The 20,938-nt window shown below is 38.8% G+C and carries 22 protein-coding genes; 7 read left to right on the forward strand and 15 right to left on the reverse strand.

The window, feature by feature from the left end; translation table 11 throughout:
* Positions 1-88: 88 nt before the first annotated feature.
* The 6 genes from KUV80_RS06160 to cyoE all read right to left on the reverse strand — a co-directional run bounded on the left by KUV80_RS06160 (position 89) and on the right by cyoE (position 6,027).
* A complete protein-coding gene (locus KUV80_RS06160; RefSeq protein ID WP_222461776.1) occupies positions 89-961 on the reverse strand; it encodes a cytochrome c oxidase assembly protein in 873 nt (290 codons plus the stop codon).
* Positions 962-1,095: 134 nt separating this feature from the next.
* Complete coding sequence (locus KUV80_RS06165; protein ID WP_222461777.1) at positions 1,096-1,440, reverse strand: cytochrome C oxidase subunit IV family protein; 345 nt, start codon at positions 1,438-1,440, stop codon at positions 1,096-1,098.
* A gap of 3 nt (positions 1,441-1,443) precedes the next feature.
* Positions 1,444-2,064 (reverse strand): cytochrome (ubi)quinol oxidase subunit III, encoded by a 621-nt coding sequence (locus KUV80_RS06170; protein WP_222461778.1) that lies wholly within the window; start codon positions 2,062-2,064, stop codon positions 1,444-1,446.
* A complete protein-coding gene (gene ctaD / locus KUV80_RS06175; protein WP_425308311.1) occupies positions 2,064-3,908 on the reverse strand; it encodes a cytochrome c oxidase subunit I in 1,845 nt (614 codons plus the stop codon). The genes KUV80_RS06170 and ctaD overlap by 1 nt, the downstream gene beginning before the upstream one ends.
* Before the next feature lie 31 nt (positions 3,909-3,939).
* On the reverse strand, positions 3,940-4,959 hold the full coding sequence (gene coxB / locus KUV80_RS06180; protein WP_222461779.1) for a cytochrome c oxidase subunit II: 1,020 nt from the start codon (positions 4,957-4,959) through the stop codon (positions 3,940-3,942).
* A gap of 174 nt (positions 4,960-5,133) precedes the next feature.
* The gene (gene cyoE / locus KUV80_RS06185; RefSeq protein WP_222462270.1) at positions 5,134-6,027 is read right to left on the reverse strand and encodes a heme o synthase; all 894 of its coding nucleotides are present in this window, start codon (positions 6,025-6,027) and stop codon (positions 5,134-5,136) included.
* Between the two features lie 383 nt (positions 6,028-6,410).
* Here cyoE and KUV80_RS06190 point away from each other — a divergent pair, with 383 nt between their 5' ends.
* Complete coding sequence (locus tag KUV80_RS06190; protein ID WP_222461780.1) at positions 6,411-7,298, forward strand: COX15/CtaA family protein; 888 nt, start codon at positions 6,411-6,413, stop codon at positions 7,296-7,298.
* 50 nt (positions 7,299-7,348) lie between these two features.
* Here the strand turns inward: KUV80_RS06190 and pyc are convergent, their stop codons facing one another.
* The 3 genes from pyc to KUV80_RS06205 all read right to left on the reverse strand — a co-directional run bounded on the left by pyc (position 7,349) and on the right by KUV80_RS06205 (position 12,455).
* Positions 7,349-10,792 (reverse strand): pyruvate carboxylase, encoded by a 3,444-nt coding sequence (gene pyc, locus KUV80_RS06195; protein WP_222461781.1) that lies wholly within the window; start codon positions 10,790-10,792, stop codon positions 7,349-7,351.
* A gap of 22 nt (positions 10,793-10,814) precedes the next feature.
* Positions 10,815-11,984, reverse strand: a complete 1,170-nt coding sequence (gene ftsW / locus KUV80_RS06200; RefSeq protein ID WP_338083469.1) for a putative lipid II flippase FtsW — start codon at positions 11,982-11,984, stop codon at positions 10,815-10,817.
* Positions 11,985-12,185: 201 nt separating this feature from the next.
* On the reverse strand, positions 12,186-12,455 hold the full coding sequence (locus KUV80_RS06205) for a YlaN family protein (protein ID WP_425308476.1): 270 nt from the start codon (positions 12,453-12,455) through the stop codon (positions 12,186-12,188).
* Positions 12,456-12,598: 143 nt separating this feature from the next.
* Between KUV80_RS06205 and KUV80_RS06210 the strand changes: the two genes are divergently transcribed.
* Positions 12,599-13,096 (forward strand): peptidyl-prolyl cis-trans isomerase, encoded by a 498-nt coding sequence (locus tag KUV80_RS06210; RefSeq protein WP_222461783.1) that lies wholly within the window; start codon positions 12,599-12,601, stop codon positions 13,094-13,096.
* A 217-nt stretch (positions 13,097-13,313) separates the two neighbouring features.
* On the opposite strand, the gene KUV80_RS06215 is transcribed toward KUV80_RS06210, so the two are convergent.
* Positions 13,314-14,648, reverse strand: coding sequence for a PhoH family protein (locus KUV80_RS06215; protein ID WP_222461784.1), 1,335 nt, complete (start codon positions 14,646-14,648; stop codon positions 13,314-13,316).
* Positions 14,649-14,786: 138 nt separating this feature from the next.
* On the opposite strand from KUV80_RS06215, the gene KUV80_RS06220 reads away from it, so the two are divergent.
* The 3 genes from KUV80_RS06220 to KUV80_RS06230 all read left to right on the forward strand — a co-directional run bounded on the left by KUV80_RS06220 (position 14,787) and on the right by KUV80_RS06230 (position 16,148).
* Positions 14,787-15,419, forward strand: coding sequence for a YhcN/YlaJ family sporulation lipoprotein (locus KUV80_RS06220; protein ID WP_222461785.1), 633 nt, complete (start codon positions 14,787-14,789; stop codon positions 15,417-15,419).
* 95 nt (positions 15,420-15,514) lie between these two features.
* The gene (locus KUV80_RS06225; RefSeq protein WP_222461786.1) at positions 15,515-15,715 is read left to right on the forward strand and encodes a YlaI family protein; all 201 of its coding nucleotides are present in this window, start codon (positions 15,515-15,517) and stop codon (positions 15,713-15,715) included.
* The gene (locus tag KUV80_RS06230) at positions 15,705-16,148 is read left to right on the forward strand and encodes a hypothetical protein (protein WP_222461787.1); all 444 of its coding nucleotides are present in this window, start codon (positions 15,705-15,707) and stop codon (positions 16,146-16,148) included. Before KUV80_RS06225 ends, KUV80_RS06230 begins: the two co-directional genes overlap by 11 nt.
* Positions 16,149-16,150: 2 nt before the next feature.
* Here the strand turns inward: KUV80_RS06230 and KUV80_RS06235 are convergent, their stop codons facing one another.
* The 3 genes from KUV80_RS06235 to typA form a co-directional block, all read right to left on the reverse strand.
* On the reverse strand, positions 16,151-16,429 hold the full coding sequence (locus tag KUV80_RS06235) for a hypothetical protein (protein WP_222461788.1): 279 nt from the start codon (positions 16,427-16,429) through the stop codon (positions 16,151-16,153).
* Positions 16,430-16,444: 15 nt separating this feature from the next.
* Positions 16,445-16,723: a YlaH-like family protein gene (locus tag KUV80_RS06240; RefSeq protein WP_246625112.1), complete on the reverse strand. Its 279-nt coding sequence runs from the start codon at positions 16,721-16,723 to the stop codon at positions 16,445-16,447.
* A gap of 79 nt (positions 16,724-16,802) precedes the next feature.
* Complete coding sequence (gene typA / locus KUV80_RS06245) at positions 16,803-18,638, reverse strand: translational GTPase TypA (RefSeq protein ID WP_222461789.1); 1,836 nt, start codon at positions 18,636-18,638, stop codon at positions 16,803-16,805.
* 154 nt (positions 18,639-18,792) lie between these two features.
* Here typA and KUV80_RS06250 point away from each other — a divergent pair, with 154 nt between their 5' ends.
* On the forward strand, positions 18,793-18,963 hold the full coding sequence (locus KUV80_RS06250; protein WP_222461790.1) for a DUF5325 family protein: 171 nt from the start codon (positions 18,793-18,795) through the stop codon (positions 18,961-18,963).
* A gap of 18 nt (positions 18,964-18,981) precedes the next feature.
* Here the strand turns inward: KUV80_RS06250 and KUV80_RS06255 are convergent, their stop codons facing one another.
* Both KUV80_RS06255 and KUV80_RS06260 read right to left on the reverse strand, forming a co-directional pair.
* Positions 18,982-19,776 carry an inositol monophosphatase family protein gene (locus KUV80_RS06255; protein WP_222461791.1) on the reverse strand — a complete coding sequence of 265 codons (795 nt, stop codon included), beginning with the start codon at positions 19,774-19,776 and terminating at the stop codon, positions 18,982-18,984.
* Between the two features lie 114 nt (positions 19,777-19,890).
* A complete protein-coding gene (locus KUV80_RS06260; RefSeq protein WP_222461792.1) occupies positions 19,891-20,079 on the reverse strand; it encodes a hypothetical protein in 189 nt (62 codons plus the stop codon).
* A 161-nt stretch (positions 20,080-20,240) separates the two neighbouring features.
* On the opposite strand from KUV80_RS06260, the gene KUV80_RS06265 reads away from it, so the two are divergent.
* Positions 20,241-20,870: a YktB family protein gene (locus KUV80_RS06265; RefSeq protein ID WP_222461793.1), complete on the forward strand. Its 630-nt coding sequence runs from the start codon at positions 20,241-20,243 to the stop codon at positions 20,868-20,870.
* The last annotated feature ends 68 nt before the right edge of the window (positions 20,871-20,938 follow it).

Raw genomic sequence — 20,938 nt, forward strand, 5'->3', positions numbered from 1 at the left:
CAATGATCAACAGATTCATTTTTTTACACACAGCTTTTTTACTATCGCTGATGAAGCTAAAAAAAAATAACCTGCATAGTTCACCAGGTTATTTCATTTCTGGATTTAATGAATGGTTTTGGCGTTTAATCAGTTCTAAATCTTCCTTATCACGTGCCCGTTCTTTTTTAACCCAGCGATAAAAAATTAAACCAAGGACAAAAGCATAGATGACTTCCTGGAAAATTTTCATTGTTACTCCTCCAACGTGCTGATCTTCAGAAGGTGTCATAGTAGCAAACAACTGCGGAACGTTTCGATACGTCTCATACAGCTGAAAATCAGCGAACATGATTAGAGCACATGCAGGGGTCATTAAAACGCCATTAGCAAACACATAACCGACCTTTTTAATATCTGATAATGTATCCAGCTCTTTAACAGGGCAAAGGACTGGCCACCACATCGTAAAAGCGGTCAGAAACAGAAGGGCGTGATAAGAATAATGAAGGATTGGATTAGAAACCGCTGCGTCAAACACTAAAGGTATATGATAAAGAGAGAACACCGTATTGAAAAGTAACAGGGCAATCAATGGTTTTGTCAAAGCGTGAAAAATCTTAGTCAGAATAGAACTTGTATGAAGCCAGCTCCTCCACTTTAGTCCAGGAATGGCTAGAATGATCAATGGAGCAATCATCAAGTAAAGGACAGCCATCTGAGCCATATGCACACTAAAAAGATAATGATGGCCAAGTATCTGAATAGGTGTACCTTTGATTACGATAAGTAAAACTAGAGCAGATATCATAGCTGCTTTTTGCCAGAATGTCGCAATGACTTCTCCGCTTTTTCCACGTGTTACCCAACGGAAATAAACGAAAGCAAGAATGATTGCAACTATATAAATGCTTGGCGGATACAGCTCGGACCAGCTATAGTGGGCTAAACTATGTTTTACATCATGATGATTATGTTGCATGTTTGTCAACTCCTTAATGGGTAGTACCCTCCCTAACTATAACAGTGTTTCGGATGCTTGTAATGGGAATTCAAGGACAATTCGTAATATTGTAACATATAAAAAGGGCTGCATTAACTGCAGCCCTTCTTGTATTACGAGGTCCAAATCAATCCCATTAACGTAGCTACAGTAATTGCTGCAACCAGTATACCGCTTGCCATTCCCCATATAGGGAAATCATGGCCTTTGTGGCTTAAATGCATCCAAACATACAGCTGGAAAAATACTTGCACTACTGCCAATGTGAGAATAAACAATATAGCGAAAGAATCACTTATCTTGTCACTCCAAATGGCAAAAAAAGCTACGATCGTAAGAAGAATCATCATAATAAAGGAAACGTTATGGTGCTTGCGTTCCTCTTTTAAGGCAAGTTTACGCTGAATCTCCTCATGACGGTGCACGGTTGTTTCTGGAGTCTTTTGGTGATCAGCCATCGTTTAACCCACCTTTCCCATTAGATAAACAACTGTAAAAATGAATACCCATACTACATCGACAAAGTGCCAATAAAGAGCAAACAAATAATACTTTGGTGCGTTGGATAATGTAATACCCCGGTTCCAGTTTCTAGCCAATAAAGTTGCGATCCAAAGTACTCCAAATAAAACGTGAGCTCCGTGAAAACCAACTAGAGTATAAAACGCTGAACCGAATGCAGAGCTAGTAAAGGTGTGTCCTTCATGTACATAGTGGATGAATTCGTAAATTTCCAGGCCTAGGAATGCAGCACCTAATAAGAAAGTTACGATAAACCAACCTTGTAAAGAACGAACTTTGTTTTGTTTTAATGAAAGTACTGCATACACACTCGTAAGGGAGCTTGTTAAAAGCAGCATTGTTGCAATAAACACTAACGGCAATTGGAATATCTCTTCACTCGAAGGGCCATCCAAATGCATGTTTCTAAGTCCTAAGTAAGTCCCAAAAAGTGTTGCAAATAGAACCGTTTCTCCACCTAAGAAAAGCCAAAAACCTAAAAATTTATTTTTACCTTCAAGGGTAGCTTTTTCCGGATGAGCGGGAAAATTAGCATCTGTTAAACGTTCACCAGCATTCATTAAGCTCTACCCCCTTTAATGTCTGCTTCTACTTCTTCTTTATGGATATGATAACCGTGGTCATCAATTACTGAACGAAGGAACATCGTGATTAACACTAATCCCATACCAGCTCCTGCAACAATCCAACTTGAATAAATAAAGCCAAATCCAGCAATAAACATACCAAGAGATAAGATAAATGGAAGAATCGAACCATTCGGCATATGAATTTCTCCTACCGGTTCAGCAGGTGTCATTTCACCATTTCCAACAGATTTTTCAACATATAAAGCATCAAGACCACGAACAAGAGGTGTTTGAGCAAAATTGTATTCTGGCGTTGGAAGCGGCATAGACCATTCTAGCGTACGTCCATCCCAAGGATCTTTCGTTGTTTTATATTTAGAAGATGCAGATATAATAATATTGATTAACAGTACAATCGTTCCGGCACCCATAAGAATGGCACCAATGGTACTTACAAAGTTTGATCCATCCAGGTCTTGACCAGACATATATGTATACACACGTCTAGGCATTCCCATTAATCCTAACCAGTGCTGCGGGAAGAACGTTAGATGGAATCCGATAAAGAATAGCCAGAAGTTCCATTTTCCTAATGTCTCATTCAACACTCGGTTAAACATTCTTGGGTACCAATAGTATAACCCTGCGAACAAACCTAAAATCAAACCACCTACGATAACATAGTGGAAGTGAGCTACTACAAAGTAGCTGTCATGGTATTGATAATCAGCTGCAGGAACAGAAAGCATAACTCCTGTAACTCCACCCATAACGAAAGTTGGAATAAATCCAACTGAAAAAAGCATTGCTGTGGAGAAGCGGATTTGTCCGCCCCACATCGTGAAGATCCAGTTGAAGATCTTAACTCCAGTAGGAATTGCAATTGCCATCGTTGCCACCGCAAAGATGGAGTTCGCAACTGGTCCAAGACCTACTGTAAACATGTGGTGGACCCAAACCATGAATCCTAAAAATCCGATAAGTACTGTTGCAAATACCATCGCACTGTATCCAAACAAACGCTTGTTGGAAAATGTAGAAACAATTTCAGAGATGATACCAAAAGCAGGCAATATCAAGATGTAAACTTCCGGGTGACCAAAAATCCAGAAGATGTGTTCCCAGATCAATACGTTACCACCCATATCTGGATTAAAGAAATTAGCATCAAATACACGTTCAAACATTAGAAGGAAGAATCCAACTGTTAGTGCAGGAAATGCAAATAAAATAAGTCCAGATGTTACGAATGATGCCCATGTAAATAATGGCATACGCATGAATGTCATACCTGGTGCACGCATGTTAATAATCGTTACAAGGAAGTTAATACCTCCAGCTAGTGTACCTGCCCCAGCGATTTGAAGACCTAATACGTAGAAATCTACGCCTGTATCTTCTGCAACTGTTGAAAGTGGTGCATAAGCTGTCCAACCTGCTTCAGGTGCCCCGCCTAAGAACCAGCTCAGATTTAGTAGTAATCCTCCAAAAAAGAATAACCAAAATCCAACTGCGTTCACAAATGGGAACGCTACGTCACGAGCCCCTAGCTGTAAGGGAACGATCGCATTCATGAAACCAAAGATGATCGGCATTGCTGCCAAGAAGATCATGGTCGTTCCATGCATTGTTAATAATTGATTGTAAAGTTCGCCAGTAAAAATTTTACTATCCGGCTCCATTAATTGAATACGCATTAAAATGGCTTCAAGTCCTCCTATTAAGAAGAAGAACCCACCAGCCAAAAGATACAAAATACCGATTTTTTTATGGTCAACGGTAGTGAGCCAGTCCATAAAAACACTTTTCTTTTTATGACTTTCGTGAGTTGCCACGGTGTAACCTCCTTTTTTGCCATGCTTTAGACTATTTCAATTTAAGACCTAACAAGTAATCCGAAACAGCTTCAATTTCCTCATCAGAAAGGTTAACTTTAGGCATGTTATTCCCTGGTTTAACTTCCTGAGGATCTTTTATCCATTTCACTAAATTTTCTTTGTTATGGTCTAAGATTCCAGCTACACGGTCTTTGTCTCCAAAACCAGTTAAGCTCGGTCCAGTGTTACCACCTTCTTGTCCAACTGCGTGACAAGATAGACAGTTCTTAGCAAAGATTTGTTGTCCGTTTGCATTAGCAGAAGATTTACCGTCTGCAGCTTTATACCCTGCAACCCAGTTTTGATAGTCTTCTTTAGAAACAACTCTAACTTTGAAATCCATTAGAGCATGTGATGCACCACAAAGCTCTGCGCATTTACCTTTGTAAACAACATCTGTCTTGCTCCCAGTATCAAACCACATATAGTTCTTGTTTTTATCCCCTGGGTTTGTATCTGTTTTCCCTGCAAGTGACGGTATCCAGAAAGAGTGAATAACATCAGCAGAAGATAGCTCAACATGCACTTTTGTGTTTGCTGGCAATACTAATTCTTGAGATGTAATCAGTTCTTCTTTCGGATACTCAAACTCCCACCAATATTGGTGTCCAGTTACCTTAATACTTAGCTCTTGTTTTGAAGCTGGCTGTGCATCTGCAGAGAATTCAAATGTTCTCATTACAGTTGGTACCGCTAAAATAATTAACAAAAGAATTGGTATAACTGTCCACAATAATTCAAGCATGTGGTTTCCTTCCACTTGCTTTGGAGTAGATTCATCGCCTTTTCTCTTTCTAAACTTCACTAATACGAATGCATAAAGAACGAATACTACCACGAGAACCAGAATCATAATACTAATTGAAATCAGCATTAGCTGGAACTGTTTGTCAGCAACTTCACCTTGCGGAATTAAAGTTGATAGAGTCGGATCTCCACACCCCATCAAAAGAAGAGCCAACATGGCAAATAAGGAAAGCATACGTCCTTTTTGTAGCCATTTTCTCATCACTACATATACCCCACTTTCTCGTTGTAAACTGTTTTGACTAAGATCTTCTTTCTATTCAATTCAAATACAAATTTATTTGAATGGAAATAGCTAAATAGCTTTTGAAAGCCCTTTTATGTAAGAGCAATTAGAGGAACAGCACGAATAGTGCGCTGTTCCGGCAAAGTAAGACTATATGTTTACTAATATCATGGCTACGAACATGATGGTTAAGTAGTTCAGTGAATATACGAACATCATGCGTGCCCATTTCATATCATCTTTCGTTTTTAATCCTGAAAGGGCTAAAATTAACCACCCTGTGCCTAAAACAGCAGCCAAAATTAAATATACGATTCCAAAATCAAACAAATATAGTGATACAGGCAGCAGAGCTGCGACATACCAAATCATCTGGCGCTTTGTTATCGCGAATCCAGATACAACTGGAAGCATCGGTATTCCTGCATTTCGGTAATCTTCACAACGCTTCATGGCAAGTGCCAAGAAATGCGGAGGCTGCCAGAGAAACATGATGAGGAAAAGGATCCAAGCAACCCAGTGAAGGTTTGCATCGACAGCTGCCCAGCCGATAAGCGGCGGAACTGCACCCGATATTCCTCCAACAACGGTATTAATAGAATGTGTGCGTTTTAACCACATCGTATAAACAACAACATAAACAAAAAGTCCGATAAGTCCAATAACAGCCGCTGTTAATGTGGTCATTGCCAATAAAATAGTTCCAATTGCGGATAATATAATACCAACCCATAAAACTTGATTCGCTGATATTCTGCCTGTCACTGTTGGACGCTCAATCGTCCGCTCCATCAATTGATCAATATCTCTATCAATGTAGTTATTTAAACAGCATCCCCCAGCAATAACTAAAGCTGCCCCAAGTATACAGAGTACTAATGTCAGTATGTTTTCAGAAAACATGACCTCATTATATTTAATGGCCAAGAAAAAACCAGCAAATGTCGTGATTAGATTACTCATTACGATCCCAAGTTTTGCAATAGTCAAAAAGTCTTTCCAGGTGCCTGATGGATTTGCTTCTGAAAGCGGTCCAGGTTCCATAACTTTGTTCGCTGCTTCATAAGCAGTTGGTGTTTTGCTCAACAGATACACCTCCTTTATAGGGTAAACTTCTGTTCTACTTCATTCATGATGTTTATGTAAGCCCTCATTCATTCTATATGGGCTTGTGTTTAAAATCAACGGAAAAAAAATGTCTTTATCTGTTCACAATATAACAAGTTCATTGTTTTAATCGTATGGTACGATGGACATAAAGAAAGAAAATGTCCTTTAACATTATAAATCAAAACAAATACTTTGTATACTTCGACTAATATTGACAACACCCTATATTATTTGTACTATCAGGCTCCATTGAATACTAGTTGAATTTTTTACAAATTTGTGAAGAGTTAATTATTGATAAAAAGCAGGTGAATCAAATGAAAAGACTTTATCAAATTCACGCTATACTTACATCCCTTGGAATGCTTCTTGTTTTGCTCATGGGGGCAGTTGTAACAAAAACAGATTCTGGTGATGGGTGCGGCAATTCTTGGCCGTTGTGCTATGGCGAGATTCTTCCTACTCAGCCTAAGTTAGAAACGATTATTGAAGTCAGCCATCGATATGTTTCTGCATGGCTTGGTATATTGGTTATCATTCTAGCGATTTGGGCCTGGCGAAGAGATAAGAACAGAAAAGAAGTCAAAGTACTTGCCGGATCTGCTGTTTTCTTCATCGTACTGCAAGGGCTTCTAGGGGCTGCTGCCGTTATCTGGAGTCAGTCATCAGCTGTTTTAGCATCGCACTTCGGATTTTCTCTTGTCTCCTTTGCGAGTGTGTTATTACTTGCGATTCTTTCATTTGAGAATCCGGAAAAACCTTTCACAGCGAAGGTTTCTGCAGGCTTTAAAAAGAACATCTATTGGTTATTTGCTTATTTATATGTAGTGGTATATACAGGTGCACTTGTAAGACATACTGGATCAAGTATGGGCTGCGGACCCGATTTTCCTTTATGCAATGGTTCAGTCGCAAACTTTTTTGGATCACAAGCAGGTATCCACTTCATGCATCGCATAGCTGCTTTAGTGTTATTTTTATGGATTATATACTCTTGGTACCATTCCAGAAAGCACTACCGTAATCAAGTTGTCTTAAACAGGGGCTTTCAATTCGCTCTATTGTTTGTGTTATTACAAGGAGCATCGGGCGCACTAATCGTTCTGTCTAATTTGAACTTATTCGTTGCATTGTCTCATGGATTAATTATTTCCTTCTTGTTTGGAACCTTAAGCTTTATCGCATTAATCGTATATCGAAAGTAAAGAAAAAAAGACCAGCGTGCTTCAAATGCACGTTGGTCTTTTCGTTTGCATTATTTTATTAGCTCGATTAATAGGTCTCCTGCACTGATGCTGTCCCCATTTTGTACAGATAATTCTTTTACTCTTCCGTCAAAAGGAGCCTGTACTGTTGTCTCCATTTTCATTGCTTCTGTAATCATTAAATGGTCACCTTTTTTCACTTGTTCGCCTGGCTCAACCAAAACTTTGATTACAGTCCCTGGCATACTAGCTCCGATTTGAGATGGATTTGAAGGATCTACCTTTTGTTTTGCAGATACTGTTACTTTTGCACTTTCATCAACAATTACAATTTCACGAGATTGTCCGTTCAATTCAAAATACAATACTCGTGACCCATCATTTTGAGCTTCTCCAATCGAAACAAGTTTAACAATCAATGTTTTACCTTGCTCGATTTCCACTTCAATTTCCTCACCTAATCTCATTCCATAGAAAAACGTAGGTGTGTCTAATACTGAAACATCGCCAAATTGAGTGTACATTTTTTCCCGATCTAAAAACACTTTCGGGTACAGTGCATAAGAAAGTGCATCAAAACTTGTAATCTGACGGTTAATCTTATGGAAAAGCGTCTCTTTTATATCATTAAAATCTGCTGCTTCCAATAGTTCACCAGGTCTCACTGTCAATGGCTCACGGCCTTTAAGAATAATCTGCTGTAGCTCTTTTGGGAACCCTTCATAAGGCTGTCCAAGATATCCTTGGAAGAACTCAACAACTGAATCAGGAAAATCAAGTGATTCGCCTCTATCATAAACTTCGTCTTCTGTTAAGTTGTTTTGAACCATATAAAGCGCCATGTCACCTACAACTTTAGAAGATGGCGTAACTTTTACTACGTCACCAAACATATCATTTACTCTTCGATACATTTGCTTTACTTCATCCCAACGCTCTCCAAGCCCTACTGCTTTTGCTTGCTGCTGAAGATTGCTGAACTGTCCGCCAGGCATTTCATGTTCATACACTTCAGGATCTGGTGCTGTCATACCGCTTTCAAATCCTGAATAATACTTTCTCACATCTTCCCAATAAGCAGAAAGCTGTTTGGCATGGTCGATGTTCAAATCAGGCTGTCTTTCATTCCCTGCTAAAGCATAGTAAAGAGAGTTAGCACTCGGCTGTGATGTTTGACCTGCCATAGCACTTAAAGCGACATCCACGATATCTACACCTGCTTCCGCTGCTTTAGCATACGTGTAAATGCCGTTACCACTTGTATCATGCGTATGCAGATGAATCGGAATAGTAATTGCTTCTTTTAAAGCTGAGACAAGATCATAAGCTGCCTGTGGTTTTAAAAGACCAGCCATGTCCTTAATGGCAAGAATATGAGCACCTTCTTGTTCGAGTTCTTTAGCCAAGTTTACGTAATACTTTAAATCATACTTGGTTCTGTTAGAGTCAAGAATATCACCTGTATAACAGATTGCCGCTTCCGCGATCTTTCCTGTTTCTCGGACGGCCTTAATAGCAACCTTCATACCCTCTACCCAGTTCAGGCTATCAAAAATTCTAAATACATCTATTCCTGCCATAGCTGATTTTTTCACAAATTCTTCTATTACATTATCTGGATAATTTTTGTACCCAACTGCGTTTGAAGCTCTTAAGAGCATTTGAAACAGCACATTCGGCGCTTTTTCTCTTAGCTTCAAGAGACGATCCCAAGGATCTTCATTCAAGAAACGATATGAAACGTCAAAGGTTGCTCCACCCCACATTTCCAGAGAGAAAAGGTCTGGCCACATTCTCGCAGTAGGTTCAGCGATATGAAGAAGGTCATTCGTTCTCACCCTGGTTGCAAGCAATGATTGATGTCCATCACGGAATGTCGTGTCCGTTAATAAGAGTTTCTTTTGATTTTTTATCCATTCAGCCACCGCTTCTGGTCCTTCATTGTCTAAGAGCTGTTTTGTGCCGTTTGGAATAGGTTCAGAGTATTTCAGCTTTGGAATTCGCGGTTTATCAAATAATGGTTTCTCTTGTTTTGCAAGACCAGGAAATCCGTTAATGGTAGTGGACCCAATATATGACAGCATTTTGGTTCCTCTGTCTTTCCGCTTAGGAAACACAAACAATTCACTGCTTGTATCAATAAAGGAAGTATCATAATTTCCTGATAAAAAATTTTGATGTGTGACTACATTTTCTAAAAAAGCGATATTCGTCTTAATCCCGCGAATCCGGAACTCTTTTAAATTTCTAAACATTTTAGAAGCAGCCTGTTCATAGCTTAGCGCCCATGTTGATAGCTTAACAAGCAAAGAATCATAATAAGGGGTTATGATTGCCCCTTGGAAGCCGTTACCAGCATCCAAACGAACTCCAAACCCTCCTCCTGAGCGATAAGCCATAATCTTTCCGGTATCCGGCATGAATTGATTTGATGGATCTTCTGTCGTTACACGGCATTGGATTGCAAAGCCGTGAGTATAAATATCCTTCTGAAGAGGAATTCTGAGCTCGCTTCCGTGCAGCAAATGTCCTTGAGCGATTAAAATCTGTGATTGCACAATGTCAATGCCAGTAACCATTTCTGTAATGGTATGTTCGACCTGTACTCTAGGGTTAACTTCAATAAAATAAAACTCTCCGTTTTGTGTGACGAGGTATTCAACAGTACCTGCATTTAAGTAACCCACATGCTCCATGAGCGATACAGCAGATTGACAGATTTCGTGCCTTAGTTCATCCGTCAAAGAAACACTCGGTGCAACTTCTACTACCTTTTGGTGTCTTCTTTGAACGGAGCAATCCCGCTCATATAAGTGAACAAGATTACCTTCCTGGTCGGCAAGGATCTGAACTTCAATATGTTTTGGTTTCTCAATAAATTTCTCAACATACACTTCATCTTTTCCAAATGCGGCTTTTGCTTCAGACTTTGCTCGTTCAAAGCTTTCTGCAAGTGAGTTCTCGCTTCTGACGATCCTCATCCCGCGGCCTCCGCCACCCATGGAAGCTTTTATGATAATAGGGAATCCATTTTCATCAGAGAAAGCTTTTACTTCTGCAAGACTATTAACAGGGCCATCACTTCCTGGGATAACAGGAATGTTCGCATCAATGGCTGCTTGCCTTGCCTTTACTTTATCTCCGAAAATATCGAGATGTCGTTCTTCAGGACCGATAAAAACGATTCCTTCTTCTCGGCATCGCTGAGCAAACTCTTTGTTTTCTGATAAGAATCCGTACCCTGGATGAATGGCGTCAATATCGTTCTTCTTTGCCACTTCTATTATGCCTTCAATATCTAAATAGGCCTCAATAGGTTTTTTCCCTTCTCCAACCAGATAGGCTTCATCTGCTTTATAACGATGATAGGAACCCGTATCTTCTTTTGAATAAATGGCTACAGTGCGAATATTCAGCTCTGTACACGCTCTGAAGATCCGGATGGCGATTTCTCCTCGGTTTGCTACTAAGACTTTGCTGATTTTTTTACTCATACAAGTTCCTCTCCTTTTACCGTTACGTAATAGCTCTTAATCTTTTATCAGTTACATTCGGTTGTCTGTCAGGTACTTTTTTATTTAATTTAACCTTTGCAGAAATGTTAATAAGAATCCCCATTGAAGTCAGGAACAACAGGAGTGATGATCCACCATACGAAATAAATGGCAGCGGAACACCTGTGATCGGTAATAATCCTACTGCCGCCCCTAGATTAACAACGGTTTGAATTCCGATCATGCCCGATATTCCAAACGCTAAAAGACTCGCATATGTATCATTGCTCTGCATACCAATCCAGAAACCCTTTAATACGATATACCCTAATAGCGCAATGATTAACAGAACGCCAACGAATCCAAGTTCTTCTGAGATAATCGCAATAATAAAATCGGTATGAGGTTCAGGCAGAAAGCCATACTTTTGAATACTCTCTCCAAGACCTGAACCGGTCATCCCACCAGCGGCTATTGAAATGTATCCATTCACTAGCTGATACCCGTCACCGCTTGGATCTTTAAACGGTTCGTATGCTGCATCAAAACGGGATAACTGCTCTTCGCTTAGTTGAAAGAACAAAGCGACACCTACGATACTTGCTAACGCAGCCATTGAAAAGATGTGTTTAAATCTAATCCCTGAACAAAAAAGAATAATTCCTGCCACTCCTGCTACGATTATGCCTGTCCCTAAATCAGGCTGCATGAGAATCAGCAGAAACATGACAGCAAATATACTTAGCGGTGGAATGATCCCTTTTTTAAAGTCATGCATCTTTCCTTGTTTTTTCGAGTAGATGGCCGCTAGATAGATGGTAAGTGTTAATTTGATGAACTCAGCTGGCTGAATTCCTATCGGTCCTATGTAAAGCCAACTTTTTGCATTATTTACTTCTCGCCCAAACACTAATACTGCTATTAGCACTCCTATAGAAATTAACACGATCGGCATCATTAATTTTTTATAAATTTGAACATTAAACCTCATTGTAAAATACATGAGAAAAAGTCCGGCAAGTAAAAAAATGAGCTGTCTGACGAAGAAAAAACTGCTGCTGTATTCATATTTGTTTATCGTTACCCCTATACTTGCACTGTAGATCATGACTAAACCAATACTGCACAACAAAAGCACGGCTACAAGCAGAGAATAGTCATAGGGTCTTACTGCTTTTTTCACGTTTTTCACATTTCTCCTCTCGTTAGAATTTTTATGTACTCTTTATAATTATTAGATATTGTATCATAGAAAACCTTTTTCTTCGTCTTTCATTACATACGTTTTGCCTGATCATACTAATTCGTACCCTGTTATTGCTTTCTGATAAAAATGTGAATAAAGACATAAATAAAAAAATCCAGCCCAAATTATTTTCGGACTGGCTGTGCTTTACTTTTTCAACGATGCATCGTGTAATGAGGTTAATTGCTTTTCAAGCGATTCTAATAATTGTTTTCCCGCTTCCTCATCAACAAGGTTTAAGCGAACTGCAAAATCTATTTCACGGGATAAACCGAACATTTGCGTATCCAATACTTCCTCATAGAGGGGACATTGTGGCATTGTTAAGTTTTCCATTTGAACTTCAATTAATTTCAGGATTTTATCTGCATCTGCTTTTAAGAGTTCAAATGCCCTTTCCCGATGTCCTGTTGCCATCTCAGCTGACAATGATCATCCCTCCGTTCGAACGAATTTCTACCTTTAAATATAAAGGTTTAAATTAAAAAAATCAACATATTACAGTATTCAGATAATCGTGCTATGCTTTTACTAGTGTTTTAAAATTTAAGGAGGTTCATATGGAATTTATTGTTGCTCTGAACGGGAAAGTAAACTATCCCTTAACTTTAGATCCTGGAGTCTGGATTTTTGATGAAAGAAAAGAAGATCTTACAAAATTGTTTGACATAAAAGAAGATACAGAAAGCGAACAGGAGAAGTATTTAAAAGACGTTTCGGCCCATTGGGATAGAGAACTGCAAGAAGGTGCTATACCTCCTTCTGAAAAAGTAAAGCCGAAAACGACTTTAAAAGAAACACTCCTCACCAGTTCGTTTGCCATATCTCTATCTTATTTTATCTATAATGCACAACCGTTCCCAAACGCAGAAAGCGTGTTAATTCAAACAGGAGACGGCGATGTTGAGATCACGATTGAGGAAGCTCAAAAAGGTTATCTTGCCTTTTCTAATAACGGGAAACCTTTAAAAGACGATGGCCCAGTACATTTTTATTTTGGTGATGGAAGAAACAAAGAAAATCCGATTAAACATATAACAGCAATCACCATTCAATAGACCTCGTTTTATTTTAGAATGACTCCAAATCGTCCATTGGTGTCATTCTTTTTATGTTTTCTCTTTTTTTAAACACGTTGATTGGAGTGCAAGGCGCGAGACTCCTGCAAATGCATCTGGACAGGTGCTGGCCGCATAGCAAACTCACGGCCCGCCCCGCGGAAAGTGACTCCTGGAGCGGACATTAACCGCTAACTCTCGAAGAATTAGATGGATTCTATAATAGATCTGCAGCAATCTGCGCAAGAGAAGAACGCTCTCCTTTTTCAAGCCTAACGTGGCCACTCAAGGCTTGGTCTTTAAATTTTTCAACAACATACGTTAATCCATTCGTAAACTCGTCTAAGTAAGGATGATCGATCTGTTGCGGATCTCCGAGCAGAACAATCTTACTTCCTTCCCCGACTCTAGTCAGAATGGTCTTCACCTCATGCTTCGTTAAGTTTTGCGCTTCATCGATAATAATAAACTGATCCGGTAAACTCCTGCCTCTTATATATGTCAATGCCTCAACATGGATAGAACCAATACCAGCTAAGATTTTCTCCAGTTCACCTTGTTTTTTCGTATTAAATAAATATTCAAGGTTATCATAAACAGGCTGCATCCACGGCTTTAATTTCTCTTCTTTTTCCCCAGGCAAGTAGCCAATATCTTTTCCAACAGGAACGATCGGACGTGCGATAAATAATTTAATATAATCTTTAAGGTCCTCTGTCTGCAGAAGTGCAGCTGCTAGCGTGATTAATGTCTTACCTGTTCCCGCCTTTCCAATGAGCGTAACGAGTGGAATATCTTTTCGAAGCAAGAGGTCAAAAGCCATTTTTTGTTGCACATTTCTTGCCCTTATTCCCCATATATGTTCAGAATCATAGCGCAGCGGCTTAAGTGCTTTCCCCGATTCATCCACTTTACCTAACGCTGAAACAGATGATCTAAAAACATCTTTTAAGATCACAAATTGGTGGGGAAAAAAAGAATGACCTTTTAACTCAATGAGCTGCAGTTCATTTTTTTCATAAAATTTGTTGAGAAGATCACCTTGAACATATATTTCTTTATAACCTGTATACGTTTGATCATTCGTATCAATTACTCGGTCACTCAAAAAATCTTCAGCCTCTATGCCAAGTGCATCAGCTTTTACGCGAACAAGTACATCTTTTGATACTAAGATCACCTTCACACCGCTTTTTTTAGCTTCTTCTTCCAATTTCAAATTTAAGGTGACGGCAAGTATACGATTGTCGTTCGTCTGTTCAACAAATGTTTCTTGAAGTCTTTGAAAGGACTTATGGTTTAGTTCAACCCGAAGTTTGCCTCCGTTTTCAAGAGGAACACCTTGATGTAGTTTTCCATTTTGTCTCACGCGATCAATTAAACGAGAGACTTCCCTTGCGTTTCTGCCTATTTCGTCCATGTAGCGTTTTTTGGAATCCACTTCTTCTAACACAACAGCTGGTATGATTACTTCACTATCTCCAAATGATTGTATCGAATAAGGATCCTGCAACAGTACGTTCGTATCAAGGACGTATCGTTTATTCAACATTCAGCCTCCTGACTTAAATGTAATCCATTAACTATTTGTGCTTTTTTATGGACTGCCTATTAAAAATGTATGTGTGAAGGAATAAAGTTAGAAGAATGTACAAAAAATAACGGAAATGACTTGGAAGGATTGATACCGATGAAAGCATTCCGAATGGTTGCCGTTTTAAGTGCCCTTTTTATTTTGTTCGGCGGCTGTATGAATAATAATGATAAAAATGCTCAAAAGGACGAGAATACACCTCGACTTACAAAAGTAAATCAAACCGCTAATAGTAAAAAACCTGATCAGCCGAAAGGATCACAAGAAATTTCTAAACATCTTGTAAGGCTCTCAACAGGAATTCCAGGTGTTGAAGATGCAACAGCTGTCGTTTTAGGACCATATGCAGTTGTAGGAATCGACGTTGATCGCCAACTTGATAATTCACGAGTAGGTTCTATTAAGTACTCGGTAGCAGAAGCCCTCAAATCTGATCCAAATGGAAGAAACGCTGTAGTAACAGCTGATCCAGATACTGTAGAAAGATTGCGCCAAATGGGCAGACAGATTCGCCAGGGTCATCCTATAGCTGGAATTGCGAAAGAATTGTCTGCCATCGTTGGCCGTTTAATGCCACAAGTTCCGCACAGCATCCAGACGAAAAAACCATCTCCTACTGAAACAAATAACAGCCAGCTTTCTGAAAAAGAAGAACGGGAACTAAAAGATAACCAGAAAAAACAAGAGAAGGCTGAAAAAGATCAGCCACAACGATTAAAAGAAAGCTAACACATTGCCCCGTATGTCACAATTTATGACGTACGGGGCTTTCATTTATACTCCAATTTTCTTTATGGTATACTAGGAAAAAGAGGTGAATGAGGATGCGTGTAAAATGCGTATTATGTGATAATATTGAAACCATTGAAAATGAATGTACACTAGCGAAGAAATTAAGAAACAGACCAATACACACCTTTATGTGCGAACCATGCAGAGAAAGGATTACAAGAAAAACGGCACAGCGGGAAGCAACTGGAAATTTTACACTTTACAGAAGTCCTGATACAAACAATGATTGGTAACCGATTATATCAATGGGTGTTTTTTGGAAGTATAGCCGGCACCTTGCTGGCTTGTTTTTTTTTTATACTTGAAAAAGTATGGAGCATACGTCTATATACTTTCTTAGTAAACATCGATTTTTTACCGCTGCCTCGTGAAATTATTTTTTCAGCTCCTTTGCAGTTTGTGCTGCATATCGTCATTTCCGTTATACTTATAGCTTTTGTTGATCGTATGTATCAGAAGGGGTACAAACGGCCTTACATCGTAGCGATTATGATTAACAGTATAATGGCTTTAACCTTCTTTCCACTCTACAACTTTGCCGTTACTAAGCCTTTTTTCCCTCCTTTACTTCTTCCGTTTATCCTATGGTTTATTGGTCACTTATTATATGCTTGTTTGATCGCCTATTACGTATTAAAAATAAACAAAAAAAGGAGCGCTGATTAAAATCAGCACTCCTCGTTAAATCTAGGTTCATTTTGAATACCTTCATATAGAGCATCAACCATATCCACAAAGAATCTCTCTGACTCTTCATTTCCGTCTACTTCAAACGCCACCATATAAAATGGCCCCTGAATGGTGACAGAGATCTTTTCAACATGATGATCATCTTTCAAAATCTCACTAAAGAATTCAAAAGTATCCTTAGCTGCTAAGTCGTGGGGGCGTTCTTCGTATACTTTTTTAATGCTTAACCAATTCGAAAGAGCATCAACGAGCTTCAATAGAGAAACCCCCTATTAGCTATTTTCTTTTTTGCTTTGGTGCAATCTGACTTTGTATATGATTAAGATAAGTGCAGCTACAATCAACCCTTCAGCAACAGGAAGTCCGATCCCGAAAAACGCCAATGGCATACACCCGATGATCAAAAACAAATAGATCACAACCGTTTTCAATGGAGGCAGCTTTTTAGCAAATCCTAATTTAAAAACAATAATACTAAGCATCGTTATGATTAAATAAAGCAACAAGAAAGCTCTGACAGGGTCATTTTCAATGCCTAACAAAAGAGCCATTGAAGATGAATTTTCCCCTGTCGCTTCCATGATTTCTGTTTCTTTCACGATTCCCACTCCCGCTTATTAGAAAAGAAGTTTAGCCTTGAGCAAGTTTCTTTTTCTTCTCTACTCTTTCACGTTCGTTCTTATCTAATACTTTTTTACGAAGACGGATGCTTTCTGGTGTTACTTCGCAATATTCGTCATCATTCAAATATTCAAGCGCTTCTTCAAGCGACATGATACGAGGCTTTTTCATACTTACTGTTTGATCTTTATTCGCTGAACGCATATTTGTCATCTGTTTCACTTTAACGATGTTAACCGTAATATCGTTCTCACGAGTATGCTCCCCAACGATCATACCTGTGTAAACTTCTGTTCCAGGTTCAATAAAAATCGTCCCGCGGTCTTCAACACCCATGATTCCGTATTGAGAAGCTTTACCGTTTTCCATAGATACTAATACACCTTGACGGCGACCACCAACATTACCTGCAACCATAGGCTGGTAGCTATCGAAAGTATGGTTTAAGATACCATAACCACGAGTTTGTGTTAAGAACTCCGTAGTATAACCGATTAGTCCACGAGCTGGAACCATGAATTCAAGACGAACTTGACCTGAACCATTGTTGACCATGTTCTTCATTTCACCTTTACGGTCTCCTAAGGATTCCATGATTGAACCTGTGTACTCTTCAGGAATATCGATCTGCACGTGTTCTACTGGCTCACACTTCACTCCATCAATTTCACGAACAATTACTTCAGGCTTTGATACTTGAAGTTCGAAGCCTTCACGACGAAGGTTTTCAATTAAGATCGATAGATGAAGTTCACCACGGCCTGAAACGGTCCAAACGTCTGGAGAGTCTGTATTTTCAACGCGCAAACTTACATCCGTTTCTAATTCAGCCATCAAACGCTCTTCGATTTTACGGCTCGTAACAAATTTTCCTTCACGGCCAGCAAATGGTGAATTGTTAACAAGGAAAGTCATCTTTAGTGTTGGCTCATCAATACGAAGAATCGGTAATGCTTCTTCTTGACCGTCTGGACAAACGGTTTCACCAACGTTGATTTCTTCCATTCCAGAGACGGCGATAAGATCTCCAGCTTTTGCTTCTGTAATTTCGATACGTTTAAGTCCTAAGAAACCGAAAAGTTTTGTAACACGAAACTTTTTCATTGATCCATCAAGTTTCATAAGTGATACTTGCTGACCGACCTTAATCGTTCCACGGAAAACACGCCCGATACCAATACGGCCAAGATAGTCATTATAATCAAGCATCGTAACTTGGAATTGAAGCGGCTCTTCGCTGTTATCTTCAGGCGCTGGAATAGTATCAATAATCGTGTCAAGTAAAGCTGTCATGTCATCATCTTGCTTGCTTGGGTCCATACTTGCTGTCCCTTTTAGTGCTGATGCATATACAACTGGGAATTCAAGTTGATCTTCTTCTGCACCTAATTCAATAAATAGATCGATAACTTCATCTACTACTTCTTCAGGGCGAGCGAAATCACGGTCAATCTTATTTACGACAACGATTGGTGTTAGCTTTTGTTCGAGTGCTTTTTTCAACACGAAACGAGTTTGAGGCATACAACCCTCATAAGCATCTACAACGAGTAACACACCGTCAACCATTTTCATAATACGTTCTACTTCTCCACCAAAATCGGCGTGTCCAGGTGTATCCATGATATTTATGCGTTTTTCATTGTAATTAATGGCAGTATTCTTAGCTAAAATTGTAATCCCGCGCTCACGTTCCAAAGCATTGGAATCCATCGCACGTTCGTTGACTTGTTCGTTGTCACGGAATGTCCCTGACTGATGAAGCAACTTATCTACTAGCGTTGTTTTACCATGGTCAACGTGGGCAATAATTGCTATATTACGTAAATCATCTCTTCTATTCAAAATTATTCTCTCCTTATATCCTATCTCTTTTTCCTAATCTTTTTTGTTCAACTTGACTATTATATCACAAATTTATTTAAAGGCTTTTTCTTTTTATGTAAATTCGATACACTTATATGGAAATAGGACTTGATTTTTAATTTTGGAGGTCATCATGAAACTTGTTTTCTTATTAATTGCCATACTTACAGCCTTAGCGATCAGTGCTATTGGTGTTGCAATCAGCGAAAAAAGCTGGTCACTATTTATCATATCCATCATTTCTGTTTTCATATTAATGGGGTACGGATTTTCTTTAAAGAAAAAACAAAGAGAGCGTTCATGAAGAATGCTCTCTCTTGCTTTACTTCGATAAATGCTCCAGCATTTCTTCATGTAATCCAGGTTTTGCAGCCAGAATGCTATTTTGTTCAAGAATTGAAATCGGTTCTCCATTTGTTTTCGTTACGACTCCTCCGACCTCATTCAACAGAATAAGACCTGCTGCAAAATCCCATGGAGAAAGTCTCATCGTCATATATGCATCGATTTTCCCTGCTGCCACAAAGGCGAGTTCGATTGCGGCAGAGCCGTATGATCGCGTACCTCTTGATTGTTTAACGATATTTTGTACATTTTCGTGGTTAACTCGTTTATTTGGACCTACCCATGTTGCGTTAATCCCTACAACAGCCTCTGTCAGAGTAACCTTTTCCAACGTATTCAGTTTACTGTTATTTAAGAAAGCCCCTTCGCCGACTTTCGCAAAATAAAAATCATCTGCAGCTACATCGTATATAATTCCTATCTTTCCTATCCCATCTTCATAAATTCCGACTGAGATCGCAAAGTTGGATTGCTGGTGGATAAAGTTAGTCGTTCCGTCGATCGGATCAATAATCCAAATTATCCCGGCATTATCGTAAATTTCATCGCCATAGCCTTCTTCACCAAGTACTTTGTGATGGGGAAAGGTCTTCTGAATTTTTTCAATAAAAAACTTTTCAATATTTTTATCCATATTCGTTACTAAGTCCGAAATATGTGATTTATATGTAATTGATAAAGAATTTTGGAACGAGTCCTTTAATAATTGAGCAGCCTCTAACGTCCAAGATTTAGCGAGTTTTTCTATTTTATACCACTCTTCATAGTTCATATTCTCACCCCTCACCTTTCTTTATTTTAGTATATGTCAAAATCATCTTCTTCACAAAAAAACGAACCATCCGTTCATGATGGATTCGTTTTTGCTACCCGCTATTTCTTTTTATCATGCTTCTAGTCTCACGAGCTCCAGCCGTAATCGTTCGAGTTTACGTTTTGAATCATTAATCTGTTTTTGATCTTTCGCTTTTAAAGCATCAAACAATGTAGCTAACTCATAATCAATCTCTAATTTTAATACAGGGATTCTTCTTTCTGCATCCGTTCTTTTTAAAGTATTCATTACTTGTTTCATTTCGCCGGCACATCCTTTCTTTTTTCGTTTTCATCTTTTACTTATTTTATGAATGACTAATGTATAGTGAAACGGCACTTTGCGGATTCTAATGCAAACTTTTTTAATTAGAGGGAACAGTATGTTAATATTTTCGTATCGTTTAATCAGGAGGAACATTCATGGTTTTTAATGGATTTACAGAACAAGATTTTAAAGTGTTTCAAACTCAAGGTTTAGAACAGCGTATGGATCAAATCATTGAAGTAATACGACCGAAGTTAGAAGCTCTTGGCAATAAATATGCTGATGAACTAACAGGATTAACTGGAGAAGAAATGCACTATCACGTTGCAAAACATGCTAGACGAACCGTTAATCCACCTAATGACACTTGGGTTGCGTTTGCCCCAAGTAAACGAGGGTACAAAATGCTGCCTCATTTTCAGATAGGATTGTTTGAGACCCACGTTTTTGTCTGGTTTGCTCTGATTTATGAAGCACCAATGAAAGATTTATACGGGAAAGCGTTCTTAAAGAACGTAAAGAAGATTAAAAAAGAAATACCCGATGATTATGTTTGGTCAGAGGATCATACAAAACCAGAAAGCTACCAGCATCGAGACGTTAAAAAAAACAAACTGGAAGAAATGGCTACCCGCCTTTCTACGGTTAAGAAAGCAGAATTACTTTGTGGAATCCGCGTCAGCAAGAACGAGGCAGTCTCAATGTCTGAAAATGATTGGTTCCATCGAATTGATGAAACATTTAAAACTCTATTACCTCTTTATCATTTAAAGAATAACCTTTAATAAAAAAGTGGCAGGAAGCAGAGAATTCACTGCTTCTTACCACTAGTATATTGCCGTAATACATAATT

This window comes from Fictibacillus nanhaiensis, from assembly GCF_019801215.1.
In the GTDB taxonomy this organism is placed as follows: Bacteria; Bacillota; Bacilli; order Bacillales; family Fictibacillaceae; genus Fictibacillus; species Fictibacillus nanhaiensis_C.

Coding starts and splice junctions, on each gene's coding strand:
- KUV80_RS06160 (WP_222461776.1), bottom strand. CDS start 961: ATGCAACATAATCATCATGATGTAAAACATAGTTTAGCCCACTATAGC.
- KUV80_RS06165 (WP_222461777.1), bottom strand. CDS start 1,440: ATGGCTGATCACCAAAAGACTCCAGAAACAACCGTGCACCGTCATGAG.
- KUV80_RS06170 (WP_222461778.1), bottom strand. CDS start 2,064: ATGAATGCTGGTGAACGTTTAACAGATGCTAATTTTCCCGCTCATCCG.
- coxB (WP_222461779.1), bottom strand. CDS start 4,959: ATGAGAAAATGGCTACAAAAAGGACGTATGCTTTCCTTATTTGCCATG.
- cyoE (WP_222462270.1), bottom strand. CDS start 6,027: ATGGAACCTGGACCGCTTTCAGAAGCAAATCCATCAGGCACCTGGAAA.
- KUV80_RS06190 (WP_222461780.1), top strand. CDS start 6,411: ATGAAAAGACTTTATCAAATTCACGCTATACTTACATCCCTTGGAATG.
- pyc (WP_222461781.1), bottom strand. CDS start 10,792: ATGAGTAAAAAAATCAGCAAAGTCTTAGTAGCAAACCGAGGAGAAATC.
- KUV80_RS06205 (WP_425308476.1), bottom strand. CDS start 12,455: ATGGCAACAGGACATCGGGAAAGGGCATTTGAACTCTTAAAAGCAGAT.
- KUV80_RS06210 (WP_222461783.1), top strand. CDS start 12,599: ATGGAATTTATTGTTGCTCTGAACGGGAAAGTAAACTATCCCTTAACT.
- KUV80_RS06215 (WP_222461784.1), bottom strand. CDS start 14,648: ATGTTGAATAAACGATACGTCCTTGATACGAACGTACTGTTGCAGGAT.
- KUV80_RS06220 (WP_222461785.1), top strand. CDS start 14,787: ATGAAAGCATTCCGAATGGTTGCCGTTTTAAGTGCCCTTTTTATTTTG.
- KUV80_RS06225 (WP_222461786.1), top strand. CDS start 15,515: ATGCGTGTAAAATGCGTATTATGTGATAATATTGAAACCATTGAAAAT.
- KUV80_RS06230 (WP_222461787.1), top strand. CDS start 15,705: ATGATTGGTAACCGATTATATCAATGGGTGTTTTTTGGAAGTATAGCC.
- KUV80_RS06240 (WP_246625112.1), bottom strand. CDS start 16,723: ATGGCTCTTTTGTTAGGCATTGAAAATGACCCTGTCAGAGCTTTCTTG.
- KUV80_RS06250 (WP_222461790.1), top strand. CDS start 18,793: ATGAAACTTGTTTTCTTATTAATTGCCATACTTACAGCCTTAGCGATC.
- KUV80_RS06255 (WP_222461791.1), bottom strand. CDS start 19,776: ATGAACTATGAAGAGTGGTATAAAATAGAAAAACTCGCTAAATCTTGG.
- KUV80_RS06260 (WP_222461792.1), bottom strand. CDS start 20,079: ATGAAACAAGTAATGAATACTTTAAAAAGAACGGATGCAGAAAGAAGA.
- KUV80_RS06265 (WP_222461793.1), top strand. CDS start 20,241: ATGGTTTTTAATGGATTTACAGAACAAGATTTTAAAGTGTTTCAAACT.